Raw genomic sequence first — 18389 nt, forward strand, 5'->3', positions numbered from 1 at the left:
AATCGTACCACGATTTGCTATGGCCGATGACATCTGTCGCTCCTACGGGGCGGCGCTGGCATCGTCGTCAGAAATGGACGGGCCGTATGGTTCTCCAGATCGAGATGGAAGGCACCAGGGTGCACCACCTCACTGGCAAGGTAGGAAAAACCGAGCAATGGTGGAGAGACGCCACCTATGCCGACCTCATTCCGGCGGAGGGCTGAGGCATGTGCACGAGTATGTATTGCGCTTCCACAAACGACGAGTTCTCGTCAATCTCCGGTATTACGAGGTACGTCTCGTCAGAATTTATCGTTTTGCACGAAGGCTACCTCGAAGACGGAGAGAGCATGGGTGCATTCATGGAGCGCAGCCAACGCGTTTGCTTGTGCCCGGTCAATCTTCCAGCATCATTTATCGGAAATAGGAAATGGAAAATTGTTGAAGACCGCGTTCCTGGTGATTGGCTGATTGTTCCAAAATACGGCACGGCGGAGGGTTGAGGCATGCCTATTGAGCGCATCACAGGCGTTTCCCTGCTCACAGACGATGGACGGCTGTGGAGCCTTCCAGCCCCGAACCGTCATCACAACCTATTTGCTCTTGCCGCGTTCCAGGGGCAGGACGCAGAGCCCTGCCGGACTGGGTTCGCCACAAGCCTGGGTCGTTTCGTCGAAAGATATGAGGCGTTTGGTATCGCTCAAAGTTGCGGGCAACTTCGTGACCCGAGAAGGCAGGCGATCGAACTATATTCAGAGGACGTGTGGTGATGGCATACCCCATTCCCACACGCGAGAGCATCACGGACACGACTCCCCTGCGGCTGTGCGTGGCGGCATCACTCGCCTTTCCGGACGGCTCAATTACCGCGTCTAGCCTGCGGCGGGAATCCCTCAAAGGGCGGCTTGCGGTGATGCGGGTCGCGAACAAAGATTACACGACGCTTAAAGCGATAGAGGAGATGATGGGGCAATGCCGCGTCCAGCCAAAGGAGCCCGCCTGTGGCTCCAGCCCGCCGAGACAGACCCACGCACGGGCATCGTCAGGAAGCAATCCGTCTGGGTCATTAGGGATGGAGGAGCGAAAGTTAGCACTGGATGCGCTCCACGCGAGCGTGAAGATGCTGAACGAAAGCTCGCAGCGTACATCACCACGAAATACCAAGTCCCTCGGGACCGGGGCCGTCATCCCACTGAAATCTCCATAGCTGACGTCCTGAACATTTACCAGATCGACGTGGCGCCACACCAGGCGCGACCGAAAGAGGTAAGGCAGCGCGTCATCAAGCTGTCTGAGTTTTGGGGTAGGAAGACCCTATCCGATGTCAACGGCCGCGCCTGCCGAGATTATGTCGAGTGGCGCACGAAGCAGACGATCAAAGCCGCCAGGCCGGAAGCAACGGGGAAACCAGCGCGGTTTGTCACGCCTGCGGGAGCGAGGCGCGAGCTGGAAGACCTGCGGTCCGCTATCAACCACCATCGCAAAGAGGGGCTGTGCTCCGAGGTGATCGAGGTGGTGTTGCCGGACAAATCACCGCCGCGCGAGAGGTGGCTCACGCGATCCGAGGCGGCAAGGCTGCTATGGGCAGCTATTCGCTACCGTGAAACCCAAAAGGGCAGCGCGACGGACCGCAAGAGCCGCTGGCACGTCGCTCGCTTTGTGTTGATCGGATTGTACACCGGCACGCGCGCCGGGGCGATATGCGCAGCCGGCTTTAAACCGGGAGAGGGCCGCGCCTGGATCGACCTTGAGCGCGGCGTCTTCTACCGGCGCGGGGATGGGGAAAAGCTCACCAACAAGCGCAGACCGTCCATCCGCCTACCTGGCCGGCTCCTCGCCCATATCCGCCGTTGGCACGAGATCAGCCCAACCAAGCAGGCTGTGGTGGAATTCAACGGGCGGCAGATCGGGACGATTCGCAAAGCCTTCGCGGCCGTGGCCGCAGACGCGGGGCTTGATCAGAGCGTCACGCCGCACATCCTCCGGCACACCTGCGCGACATGGATGATGCTCAACGGTGCGGACCTTTGGGAGGCGGCCGGCTATCTCGGGATGACGGTTGAGCAATTGCAGAGCACATATGGCCATCACCACCCGGACCATCAGGCCGGCGCCGCTGCGGCCGCGACGGGCAAGGCGCCTGCGGCCAAGCCGGAGCGCAAGGTGATCTCGCTTTAGGTTTCTGTCCCTGTATCTGTCCCAGTCCGAGGGACAGAAACTCACCGGCCTTTGATTTCCCTGGTCGGAGTGGCAGGATTTGAACCTGCGACCCCCACGTCCCGAACGTGGTGCGCTACCGGACTGCGCTACACTCCGAACCAGGGCGCTGCCTCTAACACGCGCTTTGGGAGGGAAGCAAGCGCGTTCTCGTTTCGCCTTCGCTTGAACCCCCATCGCCCGCGTGCCATACGAGGCCGCCTGTTACAGGACAGCGAGTGAGGAGTGGTGGAATGTCGAGCGACAGCAACGCGAGCGGTCTCATGAAAGGCAAGCGCGGGCTGATTCTCGGCGTCGCCAACAATCGGTCGATCGCATATGGCATTGCCAAGTCCGCGCGTGCCCACGGCGCCGAGATTGCCCTCACCTATCAGGGCGAGGCGCTGAAGAAGCGAGTCGAACCTCTCGCCGCCGAACTTGGCGCTCATCTGGTCGGCCATTGCGACGTCACCGAACCCGCCACGCTGGACGCGGTCTTCGCAGAAACGCAGAAGCTGTTCGGCAGCATCGACTTCCTGGTCCATTGCATCGCCTTTTCCAACAAGGACGAGTTGGACGGGCGCTACGTCGACACGACGGCGGACAATTTCGCCAAGACCATGTTCATCTCCTGCTACTCGTTCACAGCCATTGCCCAGCGGGCGGAAAAGCTGATGACCAATGGCGGCTCGCTGGTCACCCTCACCTATTACGGCGCCGAAAAGTGGATGCCGCACTACAACGTGATGGGTGTCGCAAAGGCCGCGCTTGAAGCCTCCGTGCGCTATCTGGCCGCAGACCTCGGACCGAAGAACATTCGGGTGAATGCAATTTCGGCCGGCCCGATCAAGACTCTGGCGGCCTCGGGAATCGGGGATTTCCGCTACATCCTCAAATGGAACGAGCTAAACTCGCCGCTCCGCCGCACCGTGACGACTGACGAGGTGGGCGATGCCGGCGTCTATCTGATTTCCGATCTCTCGCGCGGTGTCACCGGTGAGATACATCATGTGGACGCGGGTTATCATATCGTTGGCATGAAGCATCCCGACGCGCCGGATCTAGCGCTCGTGCGGGATTGAGGAGACGCCGATGATTCGCTCCGCCCTGGCAAATTTCCGCGCACTGATTCTGGGCTTGGCCCTGGTCGCCGCTGCTGGCGCCGCCCAGGCGCAGACCCAGATGCAGGTCCTGGTTCCCATGGGCTCGGGTGGCGCGCCGCCCGATTTCAACGCCTATCCCTTGCGCGACCGCCTGTTCGGGCCGGGAGGGGCTGTTTTCCCCGATTATGTCAATCCGCCCACCGAGGGGGCGCCCGCGGGCAGCCCGCCGGCTTATGTGATTGGTTCGGGCCCAGGGATTCTATTCGCCGCCGGCACCGCCGACCTGCTCTGCCAGCCCGCCGGTCGGCCGCAAATCCAGGTGGTCAGAGCGCCAGCGGGTGCCAAGCTTTCGGTTGCGCCGGGTGCGTTCGCCGTGACGGGGACCGATGCCGGCTCCACCCTGTGCTACGGCAAGCCCATGGTGGGTAATGTGGTACGCCTTTCGGGCAAAGGTCCCCGCTCCGGCGGCGCCGTGGTTCTGCGCGTGACATATCCGCCGCTCGGCGCGTGGTACGATCACCAAGTCAATCTCCCCGCCCGTTGAGTCACGCCCGGCCCCCGAAGGCCGTGCGCGTACCGGGACCGGGGGCACAAAAGGGGGCGACGACGGGGGTCATGTCACCAAGGGCACTGTCACCAAGGAAAAAGCCGCCGAGAGCGCTAGTCGCTACGGCCGCTTTCCTCGCCGTCGCAGCGGCGCAGACGCCGGCCTTGGCCGGCCATGAAAACGATCCCGATGCCTATGTGACCAACTACTACACCGGCGGCGGAAGCGACGGGGTTCTGTTTGCAGCCGGCACGACCGACCAGAGATGCACCAATATCGGCCCGCCGGCGATCGAGGTCATCAACGCATCGCCCGGCGTGCATCTGTCCATCCGGCCGGGCACGTTTGTCGTTACCGGGACCGATTATGGCTACATGGTGTGCCAGGGGCAGCGCATTCCCGGCACCATCGTCACCGGCACAGGCACGGGCAGCGCACAGATCCGCGTTACGTACCCGCCCATCGGTCAGTGGTACACGCACACGCTGACCCTGCCTGGGCGGTGAGACGATGACACGGCTGTTCCTGGTACGACACGGCGAAACAGACTGGAACGTCGCCGGCCGCCTTCAGGGGCGGCACGATATTCCGCTGAACAGCCTAGGGCGCGCTCAGGCGGCCCAGGTGGGGCGCGTGCTGCACCAATTGGCGGGAGACGTGGTGGAGATGACATTCGTCTCGAGCCCGCTCTCGCGTGCCGTGGAAACCATGCGCATCCTGCGCAGCGCGCTGGACCTTCCCGCCTCAGGATATCATTTGGATCCGCATCTGGCAGAACTCTCGTTCGGCCGCTGGGAGGGCAGCACCTGGCCGGAGCTGAAGCGCCGCGACAATCTCGCGGTGCGGGCGCGGGAACTGGCGCCCTGGGCCTTTGTACCGCCGGATGGCGAGAGCTATGAGATGCTATGCGTGCGCGCGAGCGCGGCCCTGGACCGGCTAGAAGGTCGGGACGCCGTGGTCGTGACCCACGGCGGCGTCATCCGCGCCCTGCTTCACGCGAGGGCCGGCATGCCCCAGGAAGAAGCGGCCCTGCTCCCGGTGCGCCAGGGTGCGGTCTATGTGCTGGCTGGCGGGGGATTTCGCGTCGCCGACTGACGAATTGTTGTCTTGGCAGCATCTTGGCGGCCGCTCGTCGATCAGCTGACCGCGCCTGCCGTCTTCTGCCGGTGCAGCACTGGCGGCCGCGACACCAGCAGCTTGTCGATCCGGCGCCCGTCCATGTCCACGATCTCGAAGCGCCACCCGAGTGCATCGAAAACCGCCCCGACTTCAGGCAACTCCTTGATCTGCGAAAGGGCGAAGCCGGCAACGGTGTGAAAGCCGCGGTCCACCGGAAAATTCACCTGCAGCACCTCACGCAGTTCATCGACCGGCGCATCGCCTGAAATCAGGAACGATCCATCCTGCCGCCCCACAACATGGGGCTCGTCATGCTGGTTGTCGTCGGAGATGGAGCCGGTGATGGCCGCAAGCAGGTCGTAGCCTGTGACCACGCCGACCATATCGCCATATTCATCCACGACGATGCCCATCGGCACCTCGGCGCCACGCAGGGTGCGCATGGCTTCCAGCGCGCCGACCGTTTCAACCAGGAAGGTGACGGGTTGAACGAATGTCCGCGGATCGGGCATCTCACCCTTCAGATAGGCGTCGAGAAGGCGCTTGGCCTGAATCACTCCGACGGTTTCCTCGGGAGATTTGTCGCACGCAGGCAATCGGCTGTGGGGCGTGTTGAGGATGATGTCGCGCACCTCATCGGCGCTACCGGAAATATCCACCCATTCGACATCGGGGCGGGGAGTCATGATCGCCGTCACCGGCCGATCGGCGAGCCGCATAACACCCGAAATCATGCGGCGCTCGGCGGGGTCGATGACGCCGGCCGTTTCCGCCTCATTGATGATGGCGCGAATCTCCTCGTCGGTGACGCCCCCTTCTTTCCCGCCGGAATTTCCCATCAGCCGCAGCACGCCGCGGGTGGAAACATCGAGCACCCACACAATCGGTGCGCCGACCTTGGCAAGACCCACCATCATCGGTGCGACGATGCAGGCAAGCCGCTCGGGGTTCTGCAACGCGAGCCGTTTCGGGATCAATTCCCCCACCACGAGGGAGATATAGGTGATGCCGGCAACAGCGATCGTATAGCCGATCGGTTCTGCAAGGCGCGTGACAAGGCCCATGTCCTCCAAAACCAGACCGAGATAGGCACCAAGGCTCGCGCCGGAAAAGGCGCCGGCCAGAATGCCGATCAGGGTAATGCCGATCTGGACGGTTGAAAGGAAGCGGCCCGGCTCCGCACCCAAGGCGAGGGCGGCCTTGGCGCCTTTATGCCCTTGGTCCGCCTTGTGCTGCAATCGTGCCGGGCGGGCCGAGACGATGGACAGTTCCGCAGCAGCAAGAACAGCGTTCAGGAGAACGAGAAAAAGGACAATAACGATTTCTAGTATCGGCATGGCGGGAAAATTGGACCCTTCCGTCCGCCCCTCCATAGCACAGCAGCGCCACGGTGGGCGAGCCGATGCGGTATTTTCGTGGATGCGCGGCTTTATCGCGGCCATACCGACCCGCAGGAAGACGCGCGGGGAGATTGTGCTTTTGCCCGGACCGACCTAGACAGCCTCAGCGCATCGAGACAGGCGGACCATGTCCTTCAACACGTTCGGCCATATGTTCCGGGTCACAACATTCGGCGAGAGCCACGGCACCGCCATCGGCTGCGTCGTCGATGGCTGCCCGCCAGGCCTTCGTTTCACGTTGGATGAGATTCAGGCGGCACTGGACCGGCGCCGGCCCGGCCAATCGCGCTTCACGACTCAAAGGCGCGAACCGGATCAGGTCCGCATCCTGTCGGGTACGCTGGACCATGCCGAAGGCGGACTCGTGACGACCGGCACACCTGTGACGATGCTGATTGAGAATGTGGACCAGCGCTCAAAGGATTATTCCGATATCGCGGGCAGCTATCGGCCCGGTCATGCGGATTTCACCTACGACATAAAATACGGGATCCGCGACCATCGCGGCGGCGGCCGGTCCTCCGCGCGTGAGACCGCGACACGGGTAGCCGCAGGCGCGCTCGCCGCCAAGGTGCTGCCGCACGTGCAAGTGCGCGCCGCCTTGGTGCAAATCGGCGAGATCGAGATCGACCGCACCCGCTGGGACTGGGCGCAGGTGGACGAAAATCCCTTCTTCTGCCCGGATGCCGAGACAGTGCCGCTCTGGACGGACTATCTCGATGCCATTCGCAAGCGCGGATCTTCCGTCGGCGCAGTAGTGGAAGTTGTGGCAGAGGGCGTGCCCGCCGGTCTCGGCGCACCCATCTACGCCAAGCTCGATGCGGATCTCGCCGCGGCCTTCATGAGCATCAACGCCGTGAAAGGCGTGGAGATCGGCGAAGGCTTCAACGCCGCCCGGCTCACGGGGGAAGAGAACGCCGACGAGATGCGGCTCGGCAATGAGGGGTATCCCGCCTTCCTCTCGAACCATGCCGGCGGGATCCTGGGCGGCATTTCCACAGGAGCCCCCATCGTGGGGCGCTTCGCGGTGAAACCGACCTCCTCGATCCTGACGCCCCGACGCACCGTCGACAAGTTCGGCACCGAGACCGACCTGATCACCAAAGGGCGGCATGATCCCTGCGTCGGCATTCGCGCCGTGCCGGTCGGGGAGGCGATGATGTGGTGCGTGCTCGCCGACCATTTGCTGCGCCATCGCGGCCAAGTGGGATCAAGCCCGCAATGGCCGTTTGCAAAAACCTGAATTCAGTCACACTGAATTTTTAAAATTTTCATTGTCACTGAAATTCGGTACTGCTAGCTTGCCCCTATGAAGCTCGCGGAATGGCTCGAAATCACCGGGACCAAGCGCAGCGCCTTTGCCAAGCAGGTGGGGCTTTCCCCCGCTAGCGTGACGGCGCTGTGCAACGACGCGCGTGCGTGGATTTCTCGCGAGACCGCAGAGCGGATCGCGGCCGCCACGGGCCATGCGGTCACACCCAATGATTTTCTCGGCCTGCCCGCGCCCCGCATTCGAGGTTTGCCCGTGACCGATTCCGTTCAATCCCGCGTTCAACTTGCCATCGAAGCCATTGCCCGTGGCGAAATGGTCGTGGTCACTGATGATGACGACCGTGAGAATGAAGGCGATCTCATCCTCGCCGCTTCGCTCGCCACGCCGGAGAAGATGGCCTTCGTCATCCGCAATACGTCGGGCATCGTCTGCACGCCGGTGCCCGCCTCGGAGGCTAAGCGCCTGCGCCTGGAACCCATGGTGGCGAACAATGATGCCCCCATGGGCACCGCCTTCACGGTTTCCATCGACGTGCGGCACGGCACCACCACTGGCATTTCGGCCGAGGAGCGCACCAACACCGTGCGCGCGCTTGCCAATCCCAACATGGGCGCCGGCGATTTCGTGCGGCCCGGCCACGTTTTCCCGCTGATCGCCAAGGACGGCGGCGTGCTCATGCGCTCGGGCCATACGGAAGCGGCGGTGGACCTGTGCCGCCTCGCCGGCCTGCCGCCCATCGGCGTGATCGCCGAATTGGTGAATGACGACGGCACGATGCAGCGCGGCCCCCAGGTGACCGCGTTCGCGGAAAAGCACGGCCTCCACCGCATCTCCGTCGCCGACCTCATCGCCTATCGCCAGGCGCGCGAGAAGCTCGTCACCCGCTCGGCCGAATTCCCGGTGCCCACCAGCGTCGGCGAATTGCAGGGCTTCTCCTTCATCACCCCGTTCGATTCCGTGAACCATCTCGCGCTCGTCTACGGCCGCATCGGCGATGGTGAGAAGGTGCTGGTGCGCCTGCACCGCGCCGACCCGGTGGCCGATGCCTTCATGGGGGCCAAGGTGATCCAGAAGGCGCTGGAACGCATCAAGGCGGAGGGCCGGGGCGTGCTGGTCTATCTGCGTGACGGCACGGCCGGCGTTCCGCCCACCGCCATGGGCCCCGGTGAGAAGACCCCGAGCGAGCTTGAGCGCGACCGGCATTGGCGCGAAGTGGGCCTCGGCGCCCAGATCCTGCGCGATCTCGGCATCGTGTCCATCCGCCTCCTCGCATCCAAAGCCCGCACTTATGTGGGACTTGCCGGCTTCGGCATTGAAATCGTCGAGACTGAGCCCCTGGAAAGCTGAGCCCCTCAATTCGCACGAACAGCCGCCGTGGCGGGAAACACGGCGGCTAACCTCTTTTGCAGCACGCCGGTTGGTGGCAGCATGCGTCGATCGTTTCGCCGCGTCTGACACCTCCCGGAGGCGCCATGACACCGCAGATTGCGTGCTTTGGTGCCCGGTTCTTGCTTTGGTTGCCCCGGCTGGCCTTCTTGGTGCTCATGGCGGCGCCAGCCGGAGCCGCCGACCTGCCCGTGGACGTCCAGCTGGTGCTGGCGGTCGACGTTTCCTTTTCGATGGATCCGGAAGAACAGGCCCTCCAGCGCGAGGGGTATGCGGACGCCCTTGTGTCGGCGGAATTTCTCGACGCCCTGCGGCTGGGACCGAACGGCCGCATCGCTGTGACCTATGTGGAATGGGCGGGAGAGCACGAGCAGAAGGTGGTTCTTCCCTGGCAGGTGATCGATGGGCCGCAAAGCGCGCGGACCGTCTCCGAAGCCATTCGCGCCGCGCCGCTGCGGCGGGTTTATCGAACTTCGATTTCCGGCGGGCTCCTGTTCTCGGCCGGCCTGTTTCAGGGCAGCGGCTTTCGTGCCCTGCGCAAGGTCATCGACGTCTCCGGCGACGGCGTGAACAACCAGGGCATGCCCGTGGAGAGGGCCCGCGACCAGGTGGTCGGCCGCGGCATCACCATCAACGGCCTGCCGTTGCTGCTGAAGCGGGCGACCAATTCGGTCCTCGATATCGCCGATCTCGATTTTTACTACGAGGATTGTGTGATCGGTGGCCCTGGCGCGTTCGTCATTCCGGTGCGCGAGCAGGCGGAGTTTGCCCGTGCCATCAAGACCAAGCTGGTGCTGGAAGTGGCCGGCGTGCAGGTCCCCGCCGGTCCGCCAGCCGTCACGCACGTCGTTCAGCCTGCCCGTGTCTCCTGCATGATCGGCGAACGCCTGTGGCAGGAGCATTGGAATAACTGAGGAGACCGCCTCCGCTATCGTCCGAACACACCCACCAGCTCGACGTGGGGCGAATAGCGGAACTGGTCCACCGGCGTCACCGCGTGCAGGACGAACCCGCCATCGCCGAGGATTCGCGCGTCACGGGCGAAAGTGACGGCGCTGCAGGAGACGTAGGCGAGCCGCTCCACCTTCGAGCGGGCAAGCTCATGGGCCTGTGCTTCCGCACCCTGGCGTGGCGGATCGATCACCACGGCGTCGAAACGCGCCAGTTCCTGCGCCGAAAGGGGCCGGCGGAACAGGTCGCGCACCTCCCCTTCGACGCCCTTGAGCCCCGCCGTCGACTGGGCGGCCCGCAGCATCGCTGCCACTGCTGGAGCATTGCTTTCAAAGGCGCTGACCTGCGCCGTCTGGGCAAGGCGCAATGCGAAGGTACCCACCCCGCAGAACAGATCCGCCACCCGCTTCGCCCCCCCAACGACGGAAAGCGCAAGCGTGGCAAGGGTTTCCTCGCCCTTTGCCGTCGCCTGAAGGAAAGAGGCGGGCGGCAGTTCGACCCGCGCCCGCCCCATGGTCAGCGCGGGCGCGGCGCGCTGGAGCACAAGTTCGCCGTGACGCGTGAGACGGGCGAGATCGAATGTCTCCGCCAATGCGCCAAGGTCCATCATGAGGTCGGGCGGCAGGGGCCCGGATCCGCGCACATCCAGATCCAGCCCCGTTTCCGTGGCGGTCACGTGCAGGTCCAGCGGCTTCTTCAGCGGGGCAAGCGCGCCCGCCACCGCCTGTGCCGCTTCCAGCGCACGGCGGAGGCCTGGTGCCAGCACCGGACATTCCACCAATTGCACCATGGCGTGGGATTTACGCTCGGCGAAACCCACGACGGTTCGCGCACCATACTGGCGCGCATGGAAGATTGCTCGGCGCCGGCCGGCACCGTGGGCATCGACGAGGTCTACCACCGGCGCCGCGATGCCTTCCCGCGCCAGCGCCTCCACCACAAGCCCGCGCTTCCACGCTCGATAGGGCTCGCTGCGCCAGTGCTGCAGCAGGCAACCGCCGCAGATGCCGAAATGCCGGCATACCGGTGCCACCCGGTCCGCGCTTGCGGACACGATTCGCTCGATCTTCAACCGATCCTTCTCGCGCACGCCCTCGACGGTCTCGCCCGGAAGAGCATAAGCGGCGAACAACGGACCTTCCGCTGTCTCGGCCACGGCGTCCCCCTGCGCGCCCATCCGGGCGATCACGGCTTGCATCATGGCTTCGCCGCTCCGATCAGGAATTCGTGATTGCCGTCCCCGCCGGTTATAGGCGAGGGGACCAGTCCAAGAACCTGCCAGCCCAGGGCCTCCACCTTTTCGTGAATGCGGGCACAGACGGCGGCATGGACCGCTGCATCGCGCACGATGCCCTTGCGCACATGCGCTGGGCCCGCCTCGAACTGGGGTTTGATCAGCGCCGCAAGCTGCGCCCCTGGCGCGGCCAGGGCGAGAACGGCCGGCAGCACCAGGGCGAGCGAGATGAAGCTGACGTCGATGACCACGAGGTCTACGGCATCTGGCACCAGATGCCGCCCCAATGTGCGCGCGTCGGTGCCTTCCATCAGCACCACGTCCGGATGACCGCGCAGACGCTCGTGAAACTGGTCGTGGCCAACGTCCACCGCATAGACGCGTCTTGCTCCACGCCGCAGCAGGACGTCGGTGAAGCCACCGGTGGACGCGCCCACATCGAGCGCGATGCGACCTGCGGGATCGATGCCGAACGCCTCAAGCGCCGCCTCAAGCTTCAGCCCGCCGCGCGACACGAAGGGATGAAGGTCCCGCGCTTCGATTGTGGCGTCCCCCGCCACTTCGTCCGAAGGCTTTGCCACCACCTTGCCATCGACGCGCACCTGCCCCGCCAGGATGGCAGCCTGCGCCCGCGCCCGGCTGTCGAACAGCCCGCGCGCAACCAGGACCTTGTCGATGCGCTGCCGCGCCATGAACCGCCATCCCAGCTACATCGGCCGTGCAAATCTGATCGCGCGCTGCCGGGCCGTCGTGATATGCGATGAGTGGGGGAGAGGCAAACGGCAACCGACAGCAGCAGGTGGGCTTTGAGGAGCCCGCCGCCGGCGGCCTGATGGGAGAATGTATGCGTATCGCCCTGATCGCCTTGTGCGGCCTCGTTCTGGCCTCAGCGACCATCGAGGCCCGTGCCGCCAAGGCCAATGTCCACGCGACAAATAAACCAAAATCATCCAAGGCGCAGACTCCCGCTGAAACGCGGGTTTGGAGCATGGTGCGCGGCGATGGCACCTATGCGCTGCGCTTCTCGCAGCCGCGCGCGGCCGATCCGTCATTCGCCGCCACGTGCCAGCCCTCGGCCCAATTGCTGCAGATTGCTCTTGAGGTGAATTCCACCAAGATCAATTCCGGCGATGGCGTTGCCCTCGCCTTGTCCAACGGAAAGCGGCGGCTCGAACTGGCGGCAAGCGCCTTCCTCGGTTCGAGCGACGGCCTGCTGGTGGTTGAAGCGGCAGTGAGCCTGGAACCGCGTGTATTTGATATCTTCCGGGACGGCGATACGCTCACCATCAAGTTGGCCGGCCAGACCCAGATCCTTCCGCTGGCCGGAGCCCGAGCTCGGCTGCAGGATTTCGAGCGCGCCTGCCTTGCATCGCGGTAATATGCGACCGACATTCACTACGTTGGCATGCGGGTCGGGGCACCGGCTTTCCCTTTTCGCGGGGCCGGGTATGATCCCGCGCCATTTTTGTGAGGAATTCAGCATGTATCGTCAGGTCCTCGCGCTCGCGCTTCTCGCCGCCTCCGCGATGCCCGCGTCGGCCCAGGTGAAGATGCAATGGGCCAGCAGCAACAGCGATACCGGTGCGACCCTGACGTTCGGTGTGCCGGAGACGGACGAATCCATCATCAGTTTCACCTGCGATAAGGGGAAAGAGATGGTGCTGGTCAGTTCCTACATCGGCTCCAAGGGGCTGAAAGCGGACGATAGCGCCCGCATCATCCTGACCGCCGGCAAGGTGAAGAAGGAACTTGCCGGGAAGGCCGTGGCCAATGAGGAAAACGGCGCCGTGGATGTGGAAGCCGGCGCCAAGATGGGCGATGTGAAGGCCCTGCTCGGCACCGGCAAGATGCTGGGCATCGAGACCAAGGGCGTCAAGCAGCAGGTGGTTCTCACCGGCGCGCCGGAAGCCTTCGGCGCGTTCGAGGCCGCCTGTAAGGCCAACTGAGCAAGGCGCAGCCTCGACTGTAAGGAAGACCGGCGCCTGGGGCGCCGGCCAACATCAAAGAGATCAGGCCGTGCGGAAACGGCCGAGCCGGTCGCCGCGCTGAAGCACCGACAGCACTTTCGCGACGATGCCATCGGCATCAAGGCCAGCCTGGGCGATCTGCCGGGCAGGCGTATCCTGGTCGATATAGATGTCGGGCAGGACCATGGCCCGCAGCTTCAGCCCCCGGTCCAGAGCGCCGGAATCGCTCAAGAACTGCATGACCTGGCTGCCGAAGCCGCCGATGGAGCCTTCTTCGACCGTAATCAGCGCCTCATGCTCGCGGGCAAGCCTTGCGACCAGGTCGGTATCGATCGGCTTGGCAAACCGCGCATCGGCCACACTGGCGGAAATCCCGAGTTCGGCCAACTGCTCGGCCGCCGTAATGCAGGCTGCGAGGCGCGTGCCGAGCGCGAGAAGGGCGACATCCGTTCCCTCGCGCACCATGCGTCCACGGCCGATGGGCAGCACGTCGCCGTGCTCCGGCCGCTCCACGCCGACGCCCTCGCCACGCGGGAAGCGTATGGCGCTCGGCCCGACGTCATGGGCGACCGCGGTTGCGATCATGTGCGTCAGTTCCGCCTCATCCGACGGTGCCATAATGGTAAAGCCCGGCAGGCAGCCGAGGAAGGCGAGATCATAAGCGCCGGCATGGGTCGCCCCGTCGGCGCCCACGAGGCCAGCGCGATCGATCGCGAAGCGCACTGGCAGGCCCTGCAGGGCTACGTCATGCACGACCTGATCATAAGCCCGCTGGAGGAAAGTGGAATAGAGCGCGCAGAACGGCTTGTAGCCTTCCGCAGCCAGCCCTGCCGCAAATGTCACTGCGTGCTGCTCGGCGATGGCGACATCGAAGGTGCGATTGGGAAACGCCTGCCCGAACAAGTCGAGGCCCGTTCCCGTCGGCATGGCGGCGGTGATGGCCACCACCTTGTCGTCGCGCCGCGCCTCGTCGATCAAGCTCTCGGCGAACACGCGAGTGTAGCTCGGCGCATTCGACTTGGCCTTCACCTGCGTGCCGGTGACCACGTCGAACTTGACGACTCCATGGTATTTGTCGGCAGAGGCCTCGGCGGGGGCGTAGCCCTTGCCTTTCTGGGTCACCACATGAACCAGGATCGGCCCGGTCTTGGCGTCGCGCACATTGCGCAGCACCGGAAGCAAATGCTCGAAATTATGGCCGTCGATGGGGCCCACGTAATAGAAGCCCATCTCCTCGAACAGCGTGCCGCCGGTCCAGAAGCCGCGCGCGAATTCCTCCGCCCGCTGGGCGCCGCGCTCGACGAATTTCGGCATGTGGCCGGCGAGCTGCTTGCCGATCTCGCGCAGCGAAAGATAGGTGCGGCCGGAAATGAGCCGGGCGAGATAGGCCGACATGGCGCCCGTGGGCGGGGCGATCGACATATCGTTGTCGTTGAGGATGACGATCAGCCGGCTGTCCATGGCGCCGGCATTGTTCATGGCCTCATAGGCCATGCCCGCGGACATGGCGCCATCGCCGATGACGCACACGATGTTGCGCTCCTCGCCGGAGAGGTCGCGCGCTACCGCCATGCCGAGACCGGCTGAAATGGAGGTAGAAGAATGCGCCGCCCCGAACGGGTCGTACACGCTCTCCGCACGCTGGGTGAAGCCGGAAAGGCCACCGCCCTGGCGCAGCGTGCGAATACGGTCCCGCCGTTCGGTGAGGATCTTGTGGGGGTAGCACTGATGACCCACGTCCCAGATCAAGCGGTCGTGCGGCGTATCGAAAACATGATGGAGGGCGACCGACAGTTCGACCACCCCCAAGCCCGCGCCCAAATGTCCACCGGTGACGGAAACCGCGTCGATGGTCTCAATCCGCAGTTCGTTGGCCAACTGGGGCAGCTTTTCGTCGGGCAGCCGCCGCACGTCGGCAGGACTGTGCACCGTATCGAGAAGCGGGGTCTTGGAAACGGTCACGGAACACTCCGCACATGCCGGCGTTGCCGGCCTTATCAATCTGCCGGCGCCGCCGGTCCTGTCATTGACCCGTGCGGCTGAGCCGGGGATCGCCCCGGTCGCGTCGGGACGAAAAAGCCTTACACATACAGATGGGCATGTGCAACGCACACCGCCAGGGAGCACCAAGCAGACTCTCGTCCGGCTCATCCTCCTTGGCGGACCTTTATTATGCCGCCCCCGGCGGAACCGGACCGGTGGGCGCGCCCGGGCCATCCAGCAGGCCCGCGAGCTTTCCCGCGCGGATCATGAAGCGGTGCATATCGAGGGTGAGAAGGGCAAGAAGGCACCCGCCAACGAGCCTTAGCGCGTCCCCGGCGAAACCCGCTGGCTGTCCGTATTTACGGCGCACATAGACTTCCGAGCGCTTTTTGTAGCGATTGATGGCGAAGGTAGAGCGCCAAGAGGGCGCGCTCGACTTGCCGCCGGCATGGGAGACGACGGCCATTGGCACGACGACAATGGGCAGGTCGCGAGCCAGCGCCCGCAGGGCAAGGTCGTCATCTTCATGATAGAGGAAAATCTGCTCGTCGAACCCGCCGAGATCCAGGAAGAGGTCGCGCTTCATCAGGAAGGCGGCGCCGTGGACGAACCGGGTGCAATAATCCCCGGCAATCTCCTCTGCCTTCAACCTTGCACCGCGCGGCACCGGCTCCAGGATCGAGCCCTCCTTGCGCATGGGACGACCGTTTTCACTGAGGATCGACGGCATCACGATGGCCGGACCATAGGCGCGTTCCGCCGCGACCAGCCGATCGAGCGCGCCGGAGGCCAGCGCGGCATCCGGATTGAGAAAGAACACATATTCCCCCTGCGCCGCGCGCGCCCCGGCGTTACAGGCGGAGCCGAAGCCCGTATTGCGGGGCTGCGCAATCAGCCGTGCCGGGCGCGTCAGCTCGTCCATGAAGCCGCAGCCCTCGGGGCTGGCATTGTCGACGATGATGACCTCGCACCCGCCAGGCACCGAGGCGACGGCGCGGGAAATCACCGCGCCGCTGTTGTAGGACACCAGCACCACGCTGACAGGCGGCGCACCCGGCGGCGAAATGTTCGTCTGCATCATCGCTCCCTCGCCACGCTTCCTGGACGTAGGTAGCATTCCAGGCCGCCGCCTCACAACGCGCAGTCCCCGTTGCGTTCGGCCCAGCCCCTTTCATCGCGGACCGCGCTCCGATAGAACGCCATCGACCATGGCCCAGCGCGAACCAGACAAGACGCTCCGTCGCCACTTTTTCTTCGTGGCGGGCTTCGATCCCATGAGCACGGAAGGCCATCACAAGGTCTTCACCCGTGAGCTTGGACGATTCGCCAAGGTCTGGAGCGTGGAGACCTCCTGCGACACGGCGTTGGAGGCGACCGCCACGGGGGCCGTCTGGAACGCGCGTGCGGCCGGCCCCGGCTGGTCCACGCAGACCTGCTTCGAATTGCTGGCCTGGGACGATCTTGTGCGCACCGACATGCAGCGCAGCCGCTGGTCTCACGTCAAGGGCACGGCCCGTGCCCTCGCCGACATGATCGCAAGTGGCACGGTGGTGCGCTATTTCCGCCTCAGCCACCGCTACGGCATCTTCTTCGTCCTGACCTATGTGGTTCTGCTGGCCATCACCGCCGCTGCGCTCGCCGCTGGCTATGCAACGGCTCATTTCGGCACAGCCCTGGTCGGACTTCTGCCCGCCTTGATCCTGGGGGCGCTGGTGGCCGGCGGCGTCTTTTCCGGCCTCATGGCGACCCTGGGCAAGCGCCTACGCTTGAAGCAATCACTGGATCTCGCTGAGTTCTCGGTGGATTTCGCCCGTGCGCGGCATCCGGCCATTGATGCGCGGATTACCGCGTTCGCGGAACGCGTGCGTGAAGTGGCGCGCCGGGGCGGCGTGGACGAAATCGTGATTGCCGGACACAGCCTCGGCGCCATGCACGTGGTGAGCCTCATGGCGGAAATATTGGAGCACGACCCCCGGTTCGGCATGCAGACCCCTATCCGCCTGCTGACCCTCGGCTCCACGACAGCGAAATTCGCCCTCCACCCCGCAGGCATCCGGCTGCGCAAAGCGGCCCACACCGTCCACGCCCACCCGGCTGTGGGCTGGGCGGAATTCCAGGCCCGCGACGATATCGTGAGCTTCTATAAGGTGAACCCGGTCACGCTCGGACATGCGGGAAATGCGAACGGACGCCAGCGCCCGTTCGTGCGGCAGATCACCATTCGCGGCCTGCTGACGCCGAAGACCTATGCCCGCTTCCGCCTCGACGTGATGCGCCTGCACTGCCAGTTCTTCCTCGCCAACGACCGCAAGGCGCCATACGATTTTTACGCTTTCATCTGCGCGCCGGTGACGTTCGACGAAATGGTGCGCCAGATGGAAGGCCCCATGGCGATCTTCGGCGATGACGGCGGGCTCGTTTCCCTTGCCCGCCGGCAGTCGACGGCGGTTGGCGGTACGCCGGTTGCCCTCGCCTCCTCCCACGCCCGCCCGCGCCCGAAACCGCGGCCCACCGCCCGGCCCAATCCCAAAAGCAGGAGCAGGAAACGCCCATGAGCACGCTCGCCATCGCGAAACTGGCATGGGCGCTCGGCGTCGTCGCTTGGTACGTCATCCGCATCCCGTTTGAGCGCAAGGCAAGGAAGGCAAGGGTAGCCGACCGGCGCCACCGCACGACGCGGGAAATGGTGCTGCTCTCCATCTCCACCCTGGGACTGGGCATCATTCCGGCGATCTATGTTGCGACCGGGTTTCCCCGTGCCCTCGGCTATCCCCTTTCCCCACTGCAAATGCTTGCAGGCATTGCGGTGTTCGGTTCCTCGCTGTGGCTGTTCTGGCGCACCCATCGCGATCTCGGCCGCAATTGGTCAGTGACGCTGGAAATCAAGGACGCGCATCAATTGGTGACGTCAGGCGTCTATGCGCGTGTACGCCACCCCATGTATTCCGCCTTTTTCCTCTGGGCCTTGGCGCAGGCGCTTCTGCTGCCAAACCTGCTGGCCGGTTTCTCTGGCCTCGTCGGATTCGGCATCCTGTTCCTCTTCCGCGTCGGGCAGGAGGAAGCCATGATGCGCGAGACCTTTGGCGCCCAGTACGATGCCTATTGCGCCCGGACACGACGCATCATCCCCGGCCTGTACTGAAAAGAACAAACCCGCACAGGATGCTGCGGGCGATTCGGACACGCTGTGTTCCCCAAGCGTTCGCCTTCATCGCCGCGCTCCGTCCCGTCCTGGGACAGATCAGCCC

18 protein-coding genes and 1 tRNA gene are annotated in these 18389 nt (G+C 64.5%); 13 read left to right on the top strand and 6 right to left on the bottom strand.

The window, feature by feature from the left end; translation table 11 throughout:
* The first annotated feature begins 332 nt into the window (after nt 1–332).
* Both V5F77_RS05495 and V5F77_RS05500 read left to right on the top strand, forming a co-directional pair.
* Nucleotides 333–485: a hypothetical protein gene (locus V5F77_RS05495; protein ID WP_429004323.1), complete on the top strand. Its 153-nt coding sequence runs from the start codon at nt 333–335 to the stop codon at nt 483–485.
* A gap of 469 nt (nt 486–954) precedes the next feature.
* On the top strand, nt 955–2160 hold the full coding sequence (locus V5F77_RS05500) for a site-specific integrase (RefSeq protein WP_429004324.1): 1206 nt from the start codon (nt 955–957) through the stop codon (nt 2158–2160).
* Nucleotides 2161–2221: 61 nt separating this feature from the next.
* Here V5F77_RS05500 and V5F77_RS05505 read toward each other — a convergent pair.
* Nucleotides 2222–2298 (bottom strand) — tRNA-Pro (locus tag V5F77_RS05505).
* A 134-nt stretch (nt 2299–2432) separates the two neighbouring features.
* On the opposite strand from V5F77_RS05505, the gene fabI reads away from it, so the two are divergent.
* The 4 genes from fabI to V5F77_RS05525 all read left to right on the top strand — a co-directional run bounded on the left by fabI (nt 2433) and on the right by V5F77_RS05525 (nt 4923).
* Nucleotides 2433–3260: an enoyl-ACP reductase FabI gene (fabI, locus tag V5F77_RS05510; RefSeq protein WP_394070901.1), complete on the top strand. Its 828-nt coding sequence runs from the start codon at nt 2433–2435 to the stop codon at nt 3258–3260.
* A 10-nt stretch (nt 3261–3270) separates the two neighbouring features.
* The gene (locus V5F77_RS05515) at nt 3271–3825 is read left to right on the top strand and encodes a hypothetical protein (RefSeq protein WP_429004325.1); all 555 of its coding nucleotides are present in this window, start codon (nt 3271–3273) and stop codon (nt 3823–3825) included.
* Nucleotides 3826–3992: 167 nt separating this feature from the next.
* Nucleotides 3993–4334: a hypothetical protein gene (locus V5F77_RS05520; RefSeq protein WP_429004326.1), complete on the top strand. Its 342-nt coding sequence runs from the start codon at nt 3993–3995 to the stop codon at nt 4332–4334.
* A 4-nt stretch (nt 4335–4338) separates the two neighbouring features.
* Nucleotides 4339–4923 carry a histidine phosphatase family protein gene (locus V5F77_RS05525; protein WP_429004327.1) on the top strand — a complete coding sequence of 195 codons (585 nt, stop codon included), beginning with the start codon at nt 4339–4341 and terminating at the stop codon, nt 4921–4923.
* Between the two features lie 41 nt (nt 4924–4964).
* On the opposite strand, the gene V5F77_RS05530 is transcribed toward V5F77_RS05525, so the two are convergent.
* Nucleotides 4965–6284, bottom strand: a complete 1320-nt coding sequence (locus V5F77_RS05530; protein ID WP_429004328.1) for a hemolysin family protein — start codon at nt 6282–6284, stop codon at nt 4965–4967.
* A gap of 190 nt (nt 6285–6474) precedes the next feature.
* Here V5F77_RS05530 and aroC point away from each other — a divergent pair, with 190 nt between their 5' ends.
* From aroC to V5F77_RS05545, 3 genes are all read left to right on the top strand, one after another.
* Nucleotides 6475–7590: a chorismate synthase gene (gene aroC / locus V5F77_RS05535; RefSeq protein ID WP_429004329.1), complete on the top strand. Its 1116-nt coding sequence runs from the start codon at nt 6475–6477 to the stop codon at nt 7588–7590.
* Nucleotides 7591–7656: 66 nt separating this feature from the next.
* Nucleotides 7657–8967 (top strand): 3,4-dihydroxy-2-butanone-4-phosphate synthase, encoded by a 1311-nt coding sequence (gene ribB / locus V5F77_RS05540; RefSeq protein ID WP_429004330.1) that lies wholly within the window; start codon nt 7657–7659, stop codon nt 8965–8967.
* Nucleotides 8968–9092: 125 nt separating this feature from the next.
* Nucleotides 9093–9920 carry a DUF1194 domain-containing protein gene (locus tag V5F77_RS05545; protein ID WP_429004331.1) on the top strand — a complete coding sequence of 276 codons (828 nt, stop codon included), beginning with the start codon at nt 9093–9095 and terminating at the stop codon, nt 9918–9920.
* Between the two features lie 14 nt (nt 9921–9934).
* Here the strand turns inward: V5F77_RS05545 and V5F77_RS05550 are convergent, their stop codons facing one another.
* Nucleotides 9935–11158 (bottom strand): class I SAM-dependent RNA methyltransferase, encoded by a 1224-nt coding sequence (locus V5F77_RS05550; protein ID WP_429004332.1) that lies wholly within the window; start codon nt 11156–11158, stop codon nt 9935–9937.
* A complete protein-coding gene (locus V5F77_RS05555) occupies nt 11155–11883 on the bottom strand; it encodes a TlyA family RNA methyltransferase (RefSeq protein WP_429004333.1) in 729 nt (242 codons plus the stop codon). Before V5F77_RS05555 ends, V5F77_RS05550 begins: the two co-directional genes overlap by 4 nt.
* 152 nt (nt 11884–12035) lie before the next feature.
* On the opposite strand from V5F77_RS05555, the gene V5F77_RS05560 reads away from it, so the two are divergent.
* Nucleotides 12036–12569 (top strand): hypothetical protein, encoded by a 534-nt coding sequence (locus V5F77_RS05560; RefSeq protein ID WP_429004334.1) that lies wholly within the window; start codon nt 12036–12038, stop codon nt 12567–12569.
* Between the two features lie 103 nt (nt 12570–12672).
* Nucleotides 12673–13137: a hypothetical protein gene (locus V5F77_RS05565; protein ID WP_429004335.1), complete on the top strand. Its 465-nt coding sequence runs from the start codon at nt 12673–12675 to the stop codon at nt 13135–13137.
* Between the two features lie 63 nt (nt 13138–13200).
* On the opposite strand, the gene dxs is transcribed toward V5F77_RS05565, so the two are convergent.
* Both dxs and V5F77_RS05575 read right to left on the bottom strand, forming a co-directional pair.
* On the bottom strand, nt 13201–15120 hold the full coding sequence (gene dxs, locus V5F77_RS05570; protein WP_429004336.1) for a 1-deoxy-D-xylulose-5-phosphate synthase: 1920 nt from the start codon (nt 15118–15120) through the stop codon (nt 13201–13203).
* A 208-nt stretch (nt 15121–15328) separates the two neighbouring features.
* Nucleotides 15329–16222 carry a glycosyltransferase family 2 protein gene (locus V5F77_RS05575; RefSeq protein WP_429004337.1) on the bottom strand — a complete coding sequence of 298 codons (894 nt, stop codon included), beginning with the start codon at nt 16220–16222 and terminating at the stop codon, nt 15329–15331.
* 127 nt (nt 16223–16349) lie between these two features.
* On the opposite strand from V5F77_RS05575, the gene V5F77_RS05580 reads away from it, so the two are divergent.
* Together V5F77_RS05580 and V5F77_RS05585 are read left to right on the top strand one after the other, a co-directional pair.
* On the top strand, nt 16350–17696 hold the full coding sequence (locus V5F77_RS05580) for a hypothetical protein (protein ID WP_429004338.1): 1347 nt from the start codon (nt 16350–16352) through the stop codon (nt 17694–17696).
* Nucleotides 17693–18283: a protein-S-isoprenylcysteine O-methyltransferase gene (locus V5F77_RS05585; RefSeq protein WP_429004339.1), complete on the top strand. Its 591-nt coding sequence runs from the start codon at nt 17693–17695 to the stop codon at nt 18281–18283. The genes V5F77_RS05580 and V5F77_RS05585 overlap by 4 nt, the downstream gene beginning before the upstream one ends.
* The last annotated feature ends 106 nt before the right edge of the window (nt 18284–18389 follow it).

Origin of the sequence: Roseixanthobacter psychrophilus, from assembly GCF_043195195.1 — a bacterium.
Lineage (GTDB): Bacteria > Pseudomonadota > Alphaproteobacteria > Rhizobiales > Xanthobacteraceae > NCEH01.

Coding starts and splice junctions, on each gene's coding strand:
- V5F77_RS05495 (WP_429004323.1), top strand. CDS start 333: ATGGGTGCATTCATGGAGCGCAGCCAACGCGTTTGCTTGTGCCCGGTC.
- V5F77_RS05500 (WP_429004324.1), top strand. CDS start 955: ATGCCGCGTCCAGCCAAAGGAGCCCGCCTGTGGCTCCAGCCCGCCGAG.
- fabI (WP_394070901.1), top strand. CDS start 2,433: ATGTCGAGCGACAGCAACGCGAGCGGTCTCATGAAAGGCAAGCGCGGG.
- V5F77_RS05515 (WP_429004325.1), top strand. CDS start 3,271: ATGATTCGCTCCGCCCTGGCAAATTTCCGCGCACTGATTCTGGGCTTG.
- V5F77_RS05525 (WP_429004327.1), top strand. CDS start 4,339: ATGACACGGCTGTTCCTGGTACGACACGGCGAAACAGACTGGAACGTC.
- V5F77_RS05530 (WP_429004328.1), bottom strand. CDS start 6,284: ATGCCGATACTAGAAATCGTTATTGTCCTTTTTCTCGTTCTCCTGAAC.
- aroC (WP_429004329.1), top strand. CDS start 6,475: ATGTCCTTCAACACGTTCGGCCATATGTTCCGGGTCACAACATTCGGC.
- ribB (WP_429004330.1), top strand. CDS start 7,657: ATGAAGCTCGCGGAATGGCTCGAAATCACCGGGACCAAGCGCAGCGCC.
- V5F77_RS05545 (WP_429004331.1), top strand. CDS start 9,093: ATGACACCGCAGATTGCGTGCTTTGGTGCCCGGTTCTTGCTTTGGTTG.
- V5F77_RS05550 (WP_429004332.1), bottom strand. CDS start 11,158: ATGATGCAAGCCGTGATCGCCCGGATGGGCGCGCAGGGGGACGCCGTG.
- V5F77_RS05555 (WP_429004333.1), bottom strand. CDS start 11,883: ATGGCGCGGCAGCGCATCGACAAGGTCCTGGTTGCGCGCGGGCTGTTC.
- V5F77_RS05560 (WP_429004334.1), top strand. CDS start 12,036: ATGCGTATCGCCCTGATCGCCTTGTGCGGCCTCGTTCTGGCCTCAGCG.
- V5F77_RS05565 (WP_429004335.1), top strand. CDS start 12,673: ATGTATCGTCAGGTCCTCGCGCTCGCGCTTCTCGCCGCCTCCGCGATG.
- V5F77_RS05575 (WP_429004337.1), bottom strand. CDS start 16,222: ATGATGCAGACGAACATTTCGCCGCCGGGTGCGCCGCCTGTCAGCGTG.
- V5F77_RS05580 (WP_429004338.1), top strand. CDS start 16,350: ATGGCCCAGCGCGAACCAGACAAGACGCTCCGTCGCCACTTTTTCTTC.
- V5F77_RS05585 (WP_429004339.1), top strand. CDS start 17,693: ATGAGCACGCTCGCCATCGCGAAACTGGCATGGGCGCTCGGCGTCGTC.